Source organism: Photobacterium ganghwense (assembly GCF_003025595.1).
Classification (GTDB): Bacteria; Pseudomonadota; Gammaproteobacteria; order Enterobacterales; family Vibrionaceae; genus Photobacterium; species Photobacterium ganghwense.
The window spans coordinates 134,650-149,068 of sequence record NZ_PYMI01000003.1 but is presented as its reverse complement, the minus strand read 5'-3'; the positions used below and the strand labels follow the sequence as shown (position 1 = coordinate 149,068).

General features: G+C 49.2%; 13 protein-coding genes. 8 read left to right on the top strand and 5 right to left on the bottom strand.

Translation table 11 applies throughout. The features are described 5' to 3' along the window. Positions 1–85 precede the first annotated feature (85 nt). Entirely contained in the window at positions 86–1,732 is a 1,647-nt protein-coding gene (gene pgm / locus C9I92_RS11180; protein ID WP_047887771.1) for a phosphoglucomutase (alpha-D-glucose-1,6-bisphosphate-dependent), read from the bottom strand. Between the two features lie 35 nt (positions 1,733–1,767). Continuing rightward, positions 1,768–2,316, bottom strand: a complete 549-nt coding sequence (gene seqA / locus C9I92_RS11175) for a replication initiation negative regulator SeqA (RefSeq protein WP_047887772.1) — start codon at positions 2,314–2,316, stop codon at positions 1,768–1,770. 102 nt (positions 2,317–2,418) lie between these two features. On the opposite strand from seqA, the gene C9I92_RS11170 reads away from it, so the two are divergent. The 3 genes from C9I92_RS11170 (at position 2,419) to fldA (ending at position 4,171) form a co-directional block, all read left to right on the top strand. Next, positions 2,419–3,186, top strand: a complete 768-nt coding sequence (locus C9I92_RS11170; protein WP_047887773.1) for an alpha/beta fold hydrolase — start codon at positions 2,419–2,421, stop codon at positions 3,184–3,186. Between the two features lie 77 nt (positions 3,187–3,263). Next, a complete protein-coding gene (locus tag C9I92_RS11165) occupies positions 3,264–3,485 on the top strand; it encodes a DUF2788 domain-containing protein (RefSeq protein WP_047887774.1) in 222 nt (73 codons plus the stop codon). 158 nt (positions 3,486–3,643) lie between these two features. Further along, a complete protein-coding gene (gene fldA / locus C9I92_RS11160) occupies positions 3,644–4,171 on the top strand; it encodes a flavodoxin FldA (protein ID WP_047887775.1) in 528 nt (175 codons plus the stop codon). A 156-nt stretch (positions 4,172–4,327) separates the two neighbouring features. Here the strand turns inward: fldA and C9I92_RS11155 are convergent, their stop codons facing one another. Then, positions 4,328–4,828 (bottom strand): DUF4442 domain-containing protein, encoded by a 501-nt coding sequence (locus C9I92_RS11155; RefSeq protein ID WP_047887776.1) that lies wholly within the window; start codon positions 4,826–4,828, stop codon positions 4,328–4,330. 217 nt (positions 4,829–5,045) lie between these two features. Here C9I92_RS11155 and fur point away from each other — a divergent pair, with 217 nt between their 5' ends. Next, positions 5,046–5,492 (top strand): ferric iron uptake transcriptional regulator, encoded by a 447-nt coding sequence (fur, locus tag C9I92_RS11150; protein WP_047887777.1) that lies wholly within the window; start codon positions 5,046–5,048, stop codon positions 5,490–5,492. A gap of 125 nt (positions 5,493–5,617) precedes the next feature. On the opposite strand, the gene glnS is transcribed toward fur, so the two are convergent. Together glnS and nagE are read right to left on the bottom strand one after the other, a co-directional pair. After that, complete coding sequence (glnS, locus tag C9I92_RS11145) at positions 5,618–7,282, bottom strand: glutamine--tRNA ligase (RefSeq protein WP_047887778.1); 1,665 nt, start codon at positions 7,280–7,282, stop codon at positions 5,618–5,620. Between the two features lie 427 nt (positions 7,283–7,709). Continuing rightward, positions 7,710–9,200 carry an N-acetylglucosamine-specific PTS transporter subunit IIBC gene (nagE, locus tag C9I92_RS11135; RefSeq protein WP_047887779.1) on the bottom strand — a complete coding sequence of 497 codons (1,491 nt, stop codon included), beginning with the start codon at positions 9,198–9,200 and terminating at the stop codon, positions 7,710–7,712. Between the two features lie 255 nt (positions 9,201–9,455). Between nagE and nagB the strand changes: the two genes are divergently transcribed. From nagB to C9I92_RS11115, 4 genes are all read left to right on the top strand, one after another. Then, positions 9,456–10,256 carry a glucosamine-6-phosphate deaminase gene (nagB, locus tag C9I92_RS11130; RefSeq protein WP_047887780.1) on the top strand — a complete coding sequence of 267 codons (801 nt, stop codon included), beginning with the start codon at positions 9,456–9,458 and terminating at the stop codon, positions 10,254–10,256. 15 nt (positions 10,257–10,271) lie between these two features. Beyond that, the gene (nagA, locus tag C9I92_RS11125) at positions 10,272–11,408 is read left to right on the top strand and encodes an N-acetylglucosamine-6-phosphate deacetylase (protein ID WP_047887781.1); all 1,137 of its coding nucleotides are present in this window, start codon (positions 10,272–10,274) and stop codon (positions 11,406–11,408) included. Between the two features lie 3 nt (positions 11,409–11,411). Beyond that, the gene (gene nagC / locus C9I92_RS11120) at positions 11,412–12,626 is read left to right on the top strand and encodes a DNA-binding transcriptional regulator NagC (protein ID WP_047887782.1); all 1,215 of its coding nucleotides are present in this window, start codon (positions 11,412–11,414) and stop codon (positions 12,624–12,626) included. 174 nt (positions 12,627–12,800) lie between these two features. Further along, positions 12,801–14,390, top strand: a complete 1,590-nt coding sequence (locus C9I92_RS11115) for a cation:proton antiporter family protein (RefSeq protein ID WP_047887783.1) — start codon at positions 12,801–12,803, stop codon at positions 14,388–14,390. Positions 14,391–14,419: the final 29 nt, after the last annotated feature.

The following is a 14,419-nucleotide window of genomic DNA, read 5'->3' as shown; positions in this document are numbered from 1 at the left end:
AGGCAATAAAAAAACGCCCGGCAAAGCGGGCGTTTTTAAATTTCAGTCAGCAATCGACCTGATCAGTAACTCGAAAGCTGGAAGCTTACATACCAGCGTCAGCGAAAACCTTACTGACAATCTCCTGCGCTTCTTGTTCAATCAGAGCGAGGTGTTCCTTGCCCTTAAAGCTTTCACAGTAGATTTTATAGATGTCTTCTGTACCTGACGGACGTGCAGCAAACCACCCGTTCGCAGTTGTTACTTTCAGGCCACCAATTGCGGCACCATTACCTGGTGCATGGGTCAGACGTGCAGTAATAACATCCCCAGCCAGCGTCTCAGCAGCAACCATTTCCGGCGACAGTTTGCTCAGCACGGCTTTTTGCTCGCTGTTTGCGACCGCTTGCAGGCGGCTGTAGGCCGACTCACCGTGCTTGGCAGCCAGTGCTTCGTAGTACTGCTGCGGGTTCTTACCCGTTACTGCGGTAATTTCCGCAGCCAGCAGACACAGAAGAATACCGTCTTTGTCTGTCGACCAAGGCGTACCGTCCATTCGCAGGAAAGACGCTCCGGCACTTTCTTCGCCGCCAAAGCCCAGCTCACCACTGTACAAACCGTCCACAAACCACTTGAAGCCAACCGGTACTTCGCAAAGCTCACGCCCCAAATCAGCTACAACACGGTCAATCAGTGCACTAGATACCAGCGTTTTACCAACCGCAACATCTTGTCGCCATTCAGGGCGATGGCGATACAGGTAGTCAATACAAACAGCCAGGTAATGGTTCGGGTTCATTAATCCGGTAGGCGTTACAATACCGTGACGGTCATAATCCGGATCGTTACCAAAAGCCAGATCAAACTTATCTTTGTGTGCCAGCAGACCCGCCATCGCGTACGGTGACGAACAGTCCATCCGCACGACGCCGTCTTTATCCAACGACATAAAACGGAACGATGGATCAATCGACTCATCAACCAAAGTCAGATCCAACCCGTAACGAGCAGCTATCTGACGCCAGTACTCAATACCCGAGCCACCCAGCGGATCCACACCCAGTTTCAGGTTCGCTTGCTGAATCGCAGCCATGTCGATAACGTTAACCAAATCATCAACATACGGAGCAACCAGATCACGCTCTTCCACCAGCTCACTGGCAAAAGCATCCTGAATCGTTACACGCTTAACGTCCTGCAGCCCAGCGGCGATAATCTCGTTGGCACGAGATTCAATGGCACTGGTCAGGTTCCCTTCAGCCGGGCCGCCATGTACTGGATTGTATTTGATCCCACCATCTTGAGGCGGGTTATGTGACGGGGTAATAACGATACCATCGGCTTTTGCCTCATGGTTTTTGTTATGGCACAGAATAGCGTGTGAGATCCCCGGCGTTGGCGTATAGCCACGGCCTTGTTGAATCACAACCTGTACGCCATTGGCAACCAGCACTTCCAGGGTGGAGGTGAAAGCAGGCTCAGACAGCGCATGGGTGTCTTTACCTAAGAAAAGCGGACCCGTTACCCCATTCGCAGCGCGAACTTCTGCAACGGCCTGGGCAATTGCCCAAATATGATGCTGGTTGAAGGTTCCCTTGTCAGCCGTTCCCCGGTGACCGGAAGTCCCGAAAGCCACTTTCTGCTGCGAGTCTTGAACGTCCGGCTCGATCAGAAAGTAATTTGCCACTAACGCAGGAATATTATGCATATCTTCTTGCTGGGCACGCTGCCCAGCTCGAGGATGAATCGCCATTAACTTATCCTTGTAAAATCAAAGGCTTTTGCCTGTTAAATTTCACCGCAAACTTTTTCGATGATATCCGCGCCGAAGCTCATCTTGTTCATCAACTGCTCAACCATCTGGCGTTTGCGATCAGTATTGGTATTCGTAATGACCCAGAATGGCGTCTCCGGGATAGCTTTCGGCTTCGTCGTTTTACCACTGGCCAGCAGCTTTTCTTCGCTGTCAGCAAAATACACGCGTGTACGACCTTTGATTGCCGCGGCTTCTGCAAAGCCTTCCGGATCGATACGATAAAGCGAAGACAGAACCAGCATAAATCGGCCAATCGCTTTTTCCTGAGCGGCAAACTCATCGGAGATCAGCAGAGATCGCATTTCTTTGACACGATCAGCCTGCTCGACCTTGCCCGCATCTTTGCTGACTACGATCCCTTTTTGGCGAACCGGTATAGCAACTTCAGTGTGAACGGCTAATCCGGATTGATCAGGCATCATCAGCAAGCGGCGCAGGATATCGGATGCACTCTCGCCAATATGTTGAGTCTGGCTGGCGATGTAGCGATATAGCTCTTCGTCTACCTCAATAGTCTTCATCGTAGTGTTCATTGTCGTTCCGTTTAAAAATCACCGGGAGATTATAACGTGAACCGAGGTTATACTCTACGGTAAAGCGTTAACAACAAGAGAAATTAGTCAGTGAAACTTCATTATCAGGTTGATGGCGAAGGCGATGTGATCGTCTTGATCCACGGTTTATTCGGCAGTGCAGATAACCTTGGCCTGCTCGCCAGATCCTTGAAAGAACAATACAAAGTGATCAGCGTGGATCTTCGCAATCATGGACGCTCCCCTCACAGCGACCGTTTTACCTACCGTGACATGGCCACTGACGTGCTGAATGTTGTGGATCAACTGGATATTGAACGTTTTTCCGTCATTGGTCATTCCATGGGCGGAAAAGTCGCCATGGCGATGACTGAGCTGGCCACTACCCGCCTGAATCACCTGATGGTGCTGGATATGGCACCGGTCCACTATCAGGTTCACCGTCATCAAAATGTCTTTGCCGGATTACGTGAAGTTGCCAGCCATCCGGTCAGCAAACGCAGTGAGGCCGAGCAGTACCTGGCCATGCATGTGGTTGAGCCGGGCGTCCGTCAGTTCCTGTTGAAATCTTTCGCCAAACAAGAAAGCGGCGACTACGGATGGCGTTTTAATGTCGATGGGCTGATTGCTAACTACGACACAATTATGGGTTGGCCGGAAGTCGCGCCTTACGCAGGAAAAACCCTCTTTATTAAAGGACAGAATTCAGAGTACATTCTGCCAGAGCACCGTGAGGCGATCAGCCGCCAGTTCCCGAATGCCAAAGCTCACATGGTTGCCAATACCGGACACTGGCTTCATGCCGAAAAGCCGGACACGGTTAACCGTATCATTTTAAACTTCTTACAAGCTGCTTAACGTTAACAGTACCATTATGTCTGTGGTATAGTTCGCGCCTGACTCAGCAACAACGTTATGGCTGTAAGGAGACGCAAATGCTGTATGAGCACATGGACTTGCTTGAATCTATCGGGCTGGATTTAATGTTTGCCGCCATTTTCTTCTTAATCGGTATGGCGATCAAAGATGTGCTGAAGCAAGGTAATGTTCCGCCTTTTGGCCGCAAAATTGTGTGGCTGGTCCTGTTTTTGGGCTGTGCAGGATTCGTTACCAAAGGGCTGATCCAGATTAGCTGGGAAGGCGCCGGCATCGGTTAAGCTGAATTTTACAACGCCAATGGTTATCATTGCAGGTATAATCGCTGCTTTCAGCCGAATGACCATTGGCGACCGGAGCATTTGGCTCTCGGGTTAATTTATGTATATCGTGAGCGTTTTCGCTGACGGTCAACAATTAAATACGGGTAATCTCTACTATGGCGAGTGTAGGACTCTTCTTTGGTAGCGACACAGGTAATACAGAAGCTGTCGCTAAAATGATCCAGAAGCAACTGGGTAAAAAGCTGGTTGAAGTCAAAGATATTGCAAAAAGCAGCAAAGAAGACATCGACAATTTTGACCTGCTGCTACTGGGTATCCCAACCTGGTACTACGGCGAAGCACAGTGTGACTGGGACGACTTCTTCCCAGAGCTGGAGCAGATTGACTTTTCAACCAAGCTGGTAGCGATTTTCGGTTGTGGTGACCAGGAAGACTACGCAGAATACTTCTGTGATGCCATGGGCACAGTACGTGACATCGTGGAAGGCCGTGGCGCAACGATTGTTGGTCATTTCCCAACAGAAGGTTTTGAGTTCGAAGCATCTAAAGCCCTGGTGGACGATAGCCACTTTGTTGGCCTGTGTATCGACGAAGACCGTCAGCCAGAACTGACGCAAGAGCGTGTTGAGAAATGGGTTAACCAAATTTACGAAGAAATGTGTCTGGCAGAACTGGCCGACTAATTTCCTTCTCACACAAGCAAAACGCCAGGTTTTACCTGGCGTTTTTTATTGGCTGACGTTTGAACCGAGACATGCAACCTAATCTTTTAAAAAGAAAAATTACTCGTTGCTCTCTGGCTTAATTGTCGATTTGTACCACGTTGTTCATTGCCCGGCTTAAGATAACACCTCGCTTTCCGCCTCATTGCCGGCTTCACGGTATTGCGGCTTTTTACGGACATACAGTACCCGTTTCACCTGTGACACGACCTCACCGTTGGCATCTTTGACATGTACAACGAATTCAGGAAAGTACTTATCTCCCCCTTCCGTCGCTTTATGAATGTCGCTCAGGCAGTCTTCACTGATGACAAAATCTGCAAATAAATCAGTCTGTCCCGGTTTGATAAAGTTAATTTCAGCGTGCTTGTCCCAGACAAAATATTCTTTACCCAGAATCCCCATCAGCATCAACGCGTAGACAGGATCCGTCAGAGAAAAAATACTGCCGCCGTATTGAGTACGATTAGCATTTTTATTCCACCATCTTAACTTCAGCCTGATCTTAACTTCCCGAAAATCGTCGGAAATATGGACGATACGAATGCCGGCTCCCCAAAAAGGCGGCCATATATTCAGGGCTGCTTTGACAATGCCCGGTTTGTAGAATCGATACACGTAGTTTCTTCCTGAATACTGGTACGATGAGCCAAAGCTTACTCTACACCGCGACAAATGTACATTCCATTAACAAGAAAGCAACAGAAGAAAAAGTTAGAGATCAGCAAGATTGACCCGCTTTTAGGTTTATTGTTACCTTGTGGTCACTTATAATGAATAAAGAAGAGAAAGACTACCGTGCCATGAGGGTGCGGATAGCCAATAGGAAAATCCAATGTCAGATAATAATCACGCACTTAAACAAGCTGGCCTGAAGGTAACGCTTCCACGTCTAAAGATTTTGGAAGTGCTGCAACAGCCTGAATGCCAGCACATCAGTGCTGAAGACCTATACAAGAAACTCATCGATATCGGTGAAGAGATTGGCCTGGCAACTGTTTACCGTGTACTGAACCAATTTGATGATGCAGGCATCGTCACACGCCACCATTTTGAAGGTGGTAAATCGGTGTTTGAGCTGGCTACCCAGCACCACCATGATCACCTGGTTTGCCTGGATTGCGGTAAAGTGATTGAATTTTCTGACGATCTCATTGAGCAGCGTCAGAAAGAAATCGCAGCCAGCTTCAATGTCACTCTTACTAACCACAGCTTGTACCTGTACGGTCACTGTGCGAATGGTAATTGCCAGGAAGACGAAAGTCTTCACGACGAGAAATAATCAGTCACAACCATAACGACCAGGGCCGGACGGCTCAACACTGGCCACTGACACTGATATTTCTCCCTCTATAAAAAAACCAGCCTTTCGGCTGGTTTTTATCTTTGAGCTACTGAGACTTAGTCTCAGTCACCAATTTTTGCCCAAGTATCACGCAGACCAACAGTACGGTTAAATACCAGACTCTCTGCTGATGAGTCTTTGCTGTCGGCACAGAAGTAACCCATACGCTCAAACTGGTATGCTTTTTCTGCTTCTGCTGAAACCAGCGCTGGCTCGACGAAACCTTTCAGTACCACCAGAGATTCAGGGTTGATGACAGAAACAAAGTCTTCTGCTGCTCCTGGGTTTGGTACAGTGAACAGGCGATCGTACAGACGGAATTCCGCCGGAACACCTGCTTCAGCCGATACCCAGTGAATCACACCCTTCACCTTACGACCATCTGCCGGGTTTTTGCCCAGAGTGTCATTGTCGTAAGTACAGAAGATCGTGGTGATATTGCCCGCTTCATCTTTTTCGATACGTTCAGCTTTGATGATATAAGCACCGCGCAGACGTACTTCTTTACCCAGCACCAGACGCTTGTACTTCTTATTCGCTTCTTCGCGGAAATCTTCACGCTCAATGTACAGTTCACGCGTGAATGGTACCTGACGGTTACCCATTTCAGGGTCGTTAGGGTGGTTCGCGATTTCCAGCATTTCAGTGGCACCGTCGAAGTTTTCAATCACCACCTTCACCGGATCCAGAACCGCCATTGCACGCGGTGCGATGTCATTCAGATCATCACGGATGCATGACTCCAGAGAGCTCATCTCAATGGTGTTGTCTTGCTTAGTTACACCAATACGCTTACAGAACTCACGAATAGACGCAGGCGTAAAGCCACGACGGCGCAGACCAGAGATGGTAGGCATACGAGGATCATCCCAGCCAGAAACCAGCTTTTCAGTCACCAGCTGATTCAGCTTACGCTTGGACATCACGGTGTATTCCAGGTTCAGACGGCTGAACTCGTACTGGCGTGGACGGCAGTCAATGGTGATGTTATCCAGCACCCAGTCATACAGACGGCGGTTGTCCATGAATTCCAGCGTACACAGAGAGTGAGTAATACCTTCCAGTGCATCGGAAATACAGTGGGTGAAGTCATACATCGGGTAGATGCACCACTTGTCGCCTGTCTGATGGTGAGTAGCGAAACGCACACGGTACAGAACGGGATCGCGCATTACCATAAACGGTGATGCCATATCGATTTTCGCACGCAGGCACATTTTGCCTTCTTCCACTTCACCGTTCTTCATTTTGTCGAACAGCTCAAGGTTTTCTTCTACGCTGCGATCACGGTATGGACTGTGCTTACCCGGCTCAGTCAGGGTACCACGGTACTCACGGATCTGCTCTGGGCTTAGCTCATCCACGTAAGCCAGGCCTTTGTTGATTAGTTCAATGGCAAACCCATGAAGCTTGTCAAAGTAGTCAGACGAGTAACAAACTTCACCGTCCCATTCGAAACCTAGCCAGTTAACATCTTTCTTGATTGACTCAACGTATTCGATGTCTTCTTTCTCTGGGTTCGTATCATCGAAGCGCAGGTTACATTGACCCTGGTAGTCCTGAGCGATACCGAAGTTCAGACAAATAGATTTCGCATGGCCGATGTGCAGGTAGCCGTTTGGCTCTGGCGGGAATCGGGTATGAACGCTGGTATGTTTGCCACTGGCTAAATCCGCATCAATGATTTGACGGATAAAGTTCGTTGGACGAGCTTCAGATTCACTCATCTAGGTACACCTCGTGTGCTGAAGGATTTTTGATTTCCCTATGATCCATAAATATGGGGTATGACTCAACAAATAGTATGCATTGTTTGTCGATATGGATAAAAAAACCCCGCTATTCGCGGGGCAATCGAGAGATTATTCTCAGCAATTAAATGGCTTTCAGATAAAAGCCGAATACAACATTCCACTCAGGTGCCTATCAGGGATAGCGGCAGCCCGGTTTGAAGCAGTGCAAACCGCTTCTATATCGATACTGCGCAAAGCGAAAAACAGATACAGAAACGACCTAACGCCACACCTTTCCCCTACTCTGTTTTTGTATTTTGTACTCACGTTAGCAGACCAAGCAAGTGGGAAAAAAATCGGCCTCTTACTGAGGCCGATTTGCAGAGAACCCTTTGGTTTCAGATAACCAGCGGCATTTCTCTTATGGCAGTTTTACTGCGGACAGATCTTCGCTTGCTGGGATTTTCTTCATTTCACCAGCCACAATCTCTGCCAATGGACCCAAGATAACCTGCAGGTTATTTGAACCCAGTTTGACAACTCCCATCGCACCCAGTGCTTTCAGAGTTTTCTCATCTGCCAGGCTACGATCTTTCAGAGTCAGACGCAGGCGAGTGATACACGCATCAATATTTTCCAGGTTTTCATGACCACCCAGCGCTTTCAGATACTGTTTCGCCAACTCACCCGTTTCCTGTGAACCGGTAACAGCAGACGACTCGGTATCTTCGTCTTCACGGCCCGGTGTTTTTAGGTTGAACTTCACAATCACCGCACGGAAGATAAAGTAGTACAGTGCGAAGAACACCAGACCCTGAACAATCAGCATGTACCAGTTAACCGCCAGTGGGTTACGCGTCGACAACACAAGGTCAACCAGACCGGCAGAGAAGCCAAAGCCCGCAATCCAGTGCATTGATGCCGCAATGTACACAGAGATACCCGCCAACAGTGCATGCAGAACGTACAGACCCGGAGCCAGGAACATGAACGCAAATTCCAGAGGCTCAGTCACACCAGTGAAGAAAGACGCGAAGCCCGCTGCAATCATGATAGAGGCAACTTTCTCTTTGTTCTTCGCTTTCGCAGTGTGGTACATCGCCAGTGCAGCACCAGGCAGACCAAACATCATGATTGGGAAGAAGCCCGCTTGGTACATACCCGTTACACCCGGTGTTGCTGTACCTTCCGCGATTGACTTAGCGCCACCCAGGAAGTTAGGAATGTCGTTGATACCCGCTACGTCGAACCAGAATACAGAGTTCAGCGCGTGGTGCAGACCAACAGGAATCAGCAGACGGTTAAAGAAGGCATAGATACCAGCACCCACTTCACCCAGACTCTGGATACCTTCACCGAACGATACCAGACCGCCATAAATTGCAGGCCAGATGTACATCAGGATAAAGGCAATGAAAATCCCTGCAAACGACGTCAGGATAGGAACCAAACGCTTACCAGAGAAGAAGGCCAGAGCTTTGTGAAGCTCAACATGGGAGAAGCGATTGTAAATTTCAGCCGATACAATACCAACCAGAATACCAACGAACTGGTTGTTAATCTTGTTAAACGCAGCCGGTACTGAGCTTGGGTCGATACCTTGGATTTGTGCAACAGCCCCCGGAGACAACAGCGTGGTTACCACCAGGAAGCCAACGAAGCCAGACAGTGCCGCCGCACCATCCTTATCTTTAGACATACCGTATGCGACACCAACCGCAAACAGTACCGACATATTATCAATGATGGCGGAACCGGCTTTAATCAGAAAAGCTGCCAGAGCGCTGTTCGCCCCCCAGCCATTCGGGTCAATCCAGTAACCAACACCCATCAGGATTGCAGCAGCAGGCAGCGTGGCGACTGGCACCATTAACGCTTTACCTACTTTTTGAAAGTATCCAAGAATATTCACCCTCAGTTCCCCCTATGGTTTTCTCAGATGCGATATGAATAACTTATTTTAGTTATCCGATTAAGTAATATGCAGTGTAAGAAATTAATTTCGCCCCGCAAATTAAAACCTCTTCAATTGTGATCATAATCACCTGCAAACCCAATCAAACAGCGATTTTGCTAGCTCGATCATAAAACTTATTTTATTATCCAAAACAAACCCCGAATCGCGCTAGAATTGACCCATAATCGAAACTTGGAATGAGGTGTCGCCGTGAGACTAATCCCACTGAACAATGCTAAAGATGTAGGTCTGTGGTCTGCTCGCTATATTGCTGATCGTATTAATAAATTTAAGCCTACCGCAGAACGTCCTTTCGTTCTTGGACTGCCTACCGGCGGTACGCCACTGGCTACATATAAGCGCTTAATTGAGCTTTATGAAGCAGGAGAAGTAAGTTTTAAACATGTTGTAACATTCAACATGGACGAGTACATCGGTATCCCGTCGGATCACCCGGAATCTTACCGTAGCTTCATGTACAACAACTTCTTCAATCACATTGATATTCAAGAAGAAAATATCAATCTCCTGAACGGCAACACTGGCGATCACGACGCAGAATGCCAACGTTATGAAGCAAAAATTAAGTCTTACGGCAAAATCAACCTGTTCATGGGTGGCGTAGGCAACGACGGTCATATCGCATTTAACGAACCAGCCTCATCGCTGGCTTCACGCACGCGCATTAAAACCCTGACCGAAGATACTCGTATTGCCAACTCCCGCTTCTTTGACGGCGATATCAGCCAGGTGCCGAAATACGCACTAACCATCGGTGTCGGGACGCTGCTGGATAGCGAAGAGATCATGATCCTGGTAACCGGCCACGGTAAAGCACAGGCTCTTGAGGCCGCTGTCGAAGGTTCAGTTAACCATCTGTGGACAGTATCAGCCCTTCAGATTCATCCTAAGTCACTGATTGTCTGCGATGAACCTGCCACGCAGGAACTGAAAGTGAAGACTGTGAAGTACTTCAAAGAGCTTGAAGCAGAAAACATCAAACATCTGTAATTGAAGGAGTTATTCATGTACGCGCTGACCAACTGCCGCATTTTTACCGGGAGCGATGTGCTGAATAACCACGCCGTCATCATTGACGGCGTGAACATTCACGCTGTTTGCCCTGAGTCTGACCTACCTGCCGGAATAGCAACCTACGATCTGGAGGGGGCTAACCTCACACCGGGTTTTATTGATTTACAACTGAATGGTTGCGGTGGCGTCATGTTCAATGACGAAATTAACGCCGACACCATTCATACCATGCATCGCGCCAACCTCAAGTCGGGCTGCACCAGCTTTCTGCCCACTCTGATCACCTCTTCAGATGAAGACATGAAAGCGGCTATCCAGGCGGCTCGTGAATACCAGAGTAAATACCAGAATCACTCTCTGGGCCTGCACCTTGAGGGACCATACCTTAACGTGATGAAAAAAGGGATCCACTCTGTTGACCATATTCGTCGTTCTGATGATTCGATGATTCACGCGATTTGCGAGAATGCTGATGTGGTCACCAAAGTGACCCTGGCACCGGAGCTAAACGCCCACAGCCATATTGAACAGTTGGTTGAGGCTGGCATTATCGTCTCGGCAGGCCATACCAATGCAACGTATGTGGAAGCCCGTAAAGGCTTTGCGGCCGGTATCAGCTTCGCTACCCACCTGTTCAACGCCATGACCCCAATTGCCGGACGTGAACCCGGTATGGTTGGTGCCATTTATGATACCCCTGAGGTATATACCGGTATCATCGCCGACGGTTTCCATGTGGACTACGCCAACATCCGAATGGCGCATCGCATGAAAGGTGACAAACTTGTTTTGGTCACCGATGCAACTGCACCCGCAGGAGCAGACATTGATCACTTTATTTTTGTCGGTAAGAAAGTATATTACCGAGATGGTAAGTGTGTTGATGAAAACGGCACACTGGGTGGTTCGGCACTCACTATGATTGAAGCAGTTCAAAACAGTGTCGAGCATGCAGGTATCGCCCTGGACGAAGCGATTCGTATGGCTACCTTGTATCCTGCTCGCGCAATTGGCGTTGACAAGAAACTGGGGGCCATCAAAAAAGGCATGGTTGCTAACCTGACTATTTTTGATCGTGACTACCGTGTCCGGGCGACTGTTGTTAACGGCGAATACGAGCAGAACTAAACTATGACAGGCGGACAAATTGGTAATGTAGATCTGGTAAAGCAGCTAAATAGTGCAGCTGTTTACCGGCTCATTGACTTGCAGGGCCCTATTTCACGAATCCAGGTTGCTGACGTCAGCCAGCTAGCCCCGGCAAGTGTTACTAAGATCACCCGCCAACTGCTGGAGCGCGGCCTGATTAAAGAGGTCGCGCAGCAGGCATCTACCGGCGGTCGGAGAGCTATCTCCCTGACAACGGAATCAACCCCTTTTCACTCAATTGCGATCCGTCTGGGCCGCAATTACATCGAACTGACGCTGTACGATCTGAGCGGTAAATTCATTGCCGGTACCGGCCATGCATTTCATTACACCAGTCAGCAAGCACTGATTGACGGCCTGCTTGACCATATCCGGCAGTTTATCGCTGATAACCAGAGCATCATGCGCGAACTGGTAGCATTCGGTATCACGTTACCGGGATTGATTGACCCGGAGACCGGTGTGGTGGATTACATGCCGCACATCGAGGTTGATAACCTGCCACTGGCAGACATCATTACCGACAAATATGGCGTAGCCTGCTTTGTCGGTAACGACATCCGTGGCTTGGCACTGGCCGAGCACTACTTTGGTGCCAGCCGTGACTGCCATGATTCAATTCTGGTCAGTGTTCACCACGGTACCGGTTCAGGCATCATTGTTAACGGCCAGGTATTCCTGGGATATAACCGCAATGTGGGCGAAATCGGCCACATCCAGATTGATCCATTGGGCGACAAATGCCAGTGCGGTAATTTTGGCTGTCTTGAGACCGTTGCCTCTGAACCGGCGATCATCAAGCACGTTCAAGCTCTGCTGGCTCAGGGCTACCCAAGCAGTTTACAGGAGCTGGAAGAGGTCACGATGCCCGCTATCTGCGAAGCGGCAAACAAAGGGGATGAACTGGCTACTCAGGCACTGATTAAAGTCGGTAACCATTTGGGTAAAGCACTGGCGATGACGATTAACCTGTTCAACCCACAGAAAATTGTCATTTCCGGCAACATTGTACAGGCGAAAAACATTGTGTTCCCGGCGATTCGTCGCTGCATTGAGACCCAGTCGCTGTCGACCTTCCACAAAGATTTGCCAATCGTCGAATCAGAGCTGTATACCCAGCCGACAATTGGTGCATTTTCAATGATTAAGCGTGCCATGCTAAACGGTGTATTGCTGCAGAAATTGCTGGAAGAATAACCAAACAGCTAGCCGATTCAGCGGGTAGACAGCTCGCTAAGTTATTCATATTGTAACAATTACAAGGAGCATGTTCCTATTCGGAGCATGCTCCTTGTGTTATATTTCTGCGCAAAATGTGTCCCCCGTCAGACGGGGCATCGTCTTCTAACCATAAGAAATTTCAGTCAAGCCATGGAACTTGTATATATCATTGCTGCCTTTTTGGCAGGTTACATTGCCCTCAGGTGCAAATTGCCTCCGCTTGTGGGCTTTCTTGTCGCCGGGTTCGCGTTAAACATCTCAGGCTATGAATCCACCGCCACCCTCTCCTCACTGGCAGATCTGGGTGTCACATTACTGCTGTTTACCATTGGCCTGAAACTCGACGTCAAAACCCTGCTGGCAAAAGAGATCTGGGGCGGTGCAACCCTGCATAACCTGCTGACAACCGGCCTGTTTACCCTGGCTCTACTGGCGCTCAAGCAGCTCGGTATTGGTATTATGGCTGACCTGGATATCACGCAACTGGCTCTGCTGGGTTTTGCATTGTCCTTCTCCAGTACCGTTTTTGCCATTAAAGCGCTGCAGGAAAAAGGCGAGCTGAATGCCACCTACGGTACCTTGTCGATCGGTATTCTGGTGATGCAGGATATCTTTGCGGTCATTTTCCTGACTATTTCGACCGGAAAAGTCCCGGACATTACCGCCCTGGCGCTGTTCGCACTACCGCTGTTGCGCCCTTCCCTGTTTAAAATTCTGGATCGTGCCGGCCACGGTGAGATGCTGGTTCTGTACGGCGTATTCCTGGCGCTGGTTGCCGGAGCAGGATTGTTTGAAGCCGTCGGGATGAAACCGGATCTGGGGGCATTGATCATGGGTATGCTGCTGGCCGCCCACCCGAAAGCATCAGAAATGTCGAAGTCACTGTTTAACTTCAAAGAGCTGCTGCTGGTCTGTTTCTTCCTCAATATCGGTCTTTCGGAAACCCCGACCATTGATGGCCTGCTGATGGCACTGCTGCTGATCGCCCTGTTGCCACTTAAAGGGATCCTGTACTACGTCATTTTCAATATGTTCCGCTACCGTGTCCGCACTTCGCTACTCGGTACCCTGACGCTGTTTAACTACAGTGAATTCGGTCTGATTGTGGGTGGACTGGCATACAGCATGGGCCTCCTGCCTGGCAGCTTCCTGGTCGCCATTGCCATTGCAGTATCGATGTCATTCCTGATCGCCGCCCCACTCAACAGCCTTGGCCACCGTCTGTACAAAGATGCCGCCAAATGGCTTAAAGAATTTGAACCGGAAAAACTTAACGCCAGCGATCGCCTGATAGACCTCGGTGAGAAGCAGATTCTTATTCTAGGGATGGGCCGTATCGGTACCGGTGCCTATGATGAGCTGGTTGCTCGTTACGGGGATCAGGTGATTGGCGTCGAAACCCGTGAAGAATCCGTGGCCCAGCATCGAGAAGAAGGCCGTCATGTCATTCACGGCGATGCAACTGACCCGGACTTCTGGGCCAGGGTCATCTCCAAACGCAACACCAAGCTGATCCTGCTGGCAATGCCACACAGCCAGGCCAATAACTTTGCGCTGGAGCAGATTCGCGAACGTGACTATCAGGGGCAAATTGCCGCCATCGCAAAATACAATGATGATGAAGCCGAACTGAAAGAGTTGGGTGTCGATGCCGCCTTCAATATCTACAACGAAGCCGGTAGTGGCTTTGCTCGCCACGTCGTTGAGCATTTGTCGCCACAAATTAAGTCAAAGCTTTAATCCTCCTTTCCCCCTCCAACGGCAGCTCA

Bases quoted from the DNA above. Each gene is read 5' to 3' on its own strand.
- pgm (WP_047887771.1), bottom strand. From the start codon at position 1,732: ATGGCGATTCATCCTCGAGCTGGGCAGCGTGCCCAGCAAGAAGATATG.
- seqA (WP_047887772.1), bottom strand. From the start codon at position 2,316: ATGAAGACTATTGAGGTAGACGAAGAGCTATATCGCTACATCGCCAGC.
- C9I92_RS11165 (WP_047887774.1), top strand. From the start codon at position 3,264: ATGCTGTATGAGCACATGGACTTGCTTGAATCTATCGGGCTGGATTTA.
- fldA (WP_047887775.1), top strand. From the start codon at position 3,644: ATGGCGAGTGTAGGACTCTTCTTTGGTAGCGACACAGGTAATACAGAA.
- fur (WP_047887777.1), top strand. From the start codon at position 5,046: ATGTCAGATAATAATCACGCACTTAAACAAGCTGGCCTGAAGGTAACG.
- glnS (WP_047887778.1), bottom strand. From the start codon at position 7,282: ATGAGTGAATCTGAAGCTCGTCCAACGAACTTTATCCGTCAAATCATT.
- nagA (WP_047887781.1), top strand. From the start codon at position 10,272: ATGTACGCGCTGACCAACTGCCGCATTTTTACCGGGAGCGATGTGCTG.
- nagC (WP_047887782.1), top strand. From the start codon at position 11,412: ATGACAGGCGGACAAATTGGTAATGTAGATCTGGTAAAGCAGCTAAAT.
- C9I92_RS11115 (WP_047887783.1), top strand. From the start codon at position 12,801: ATGGAACTTGTATATATCATTGCTGCCTTTTTGGCAGGTTACATTGCC.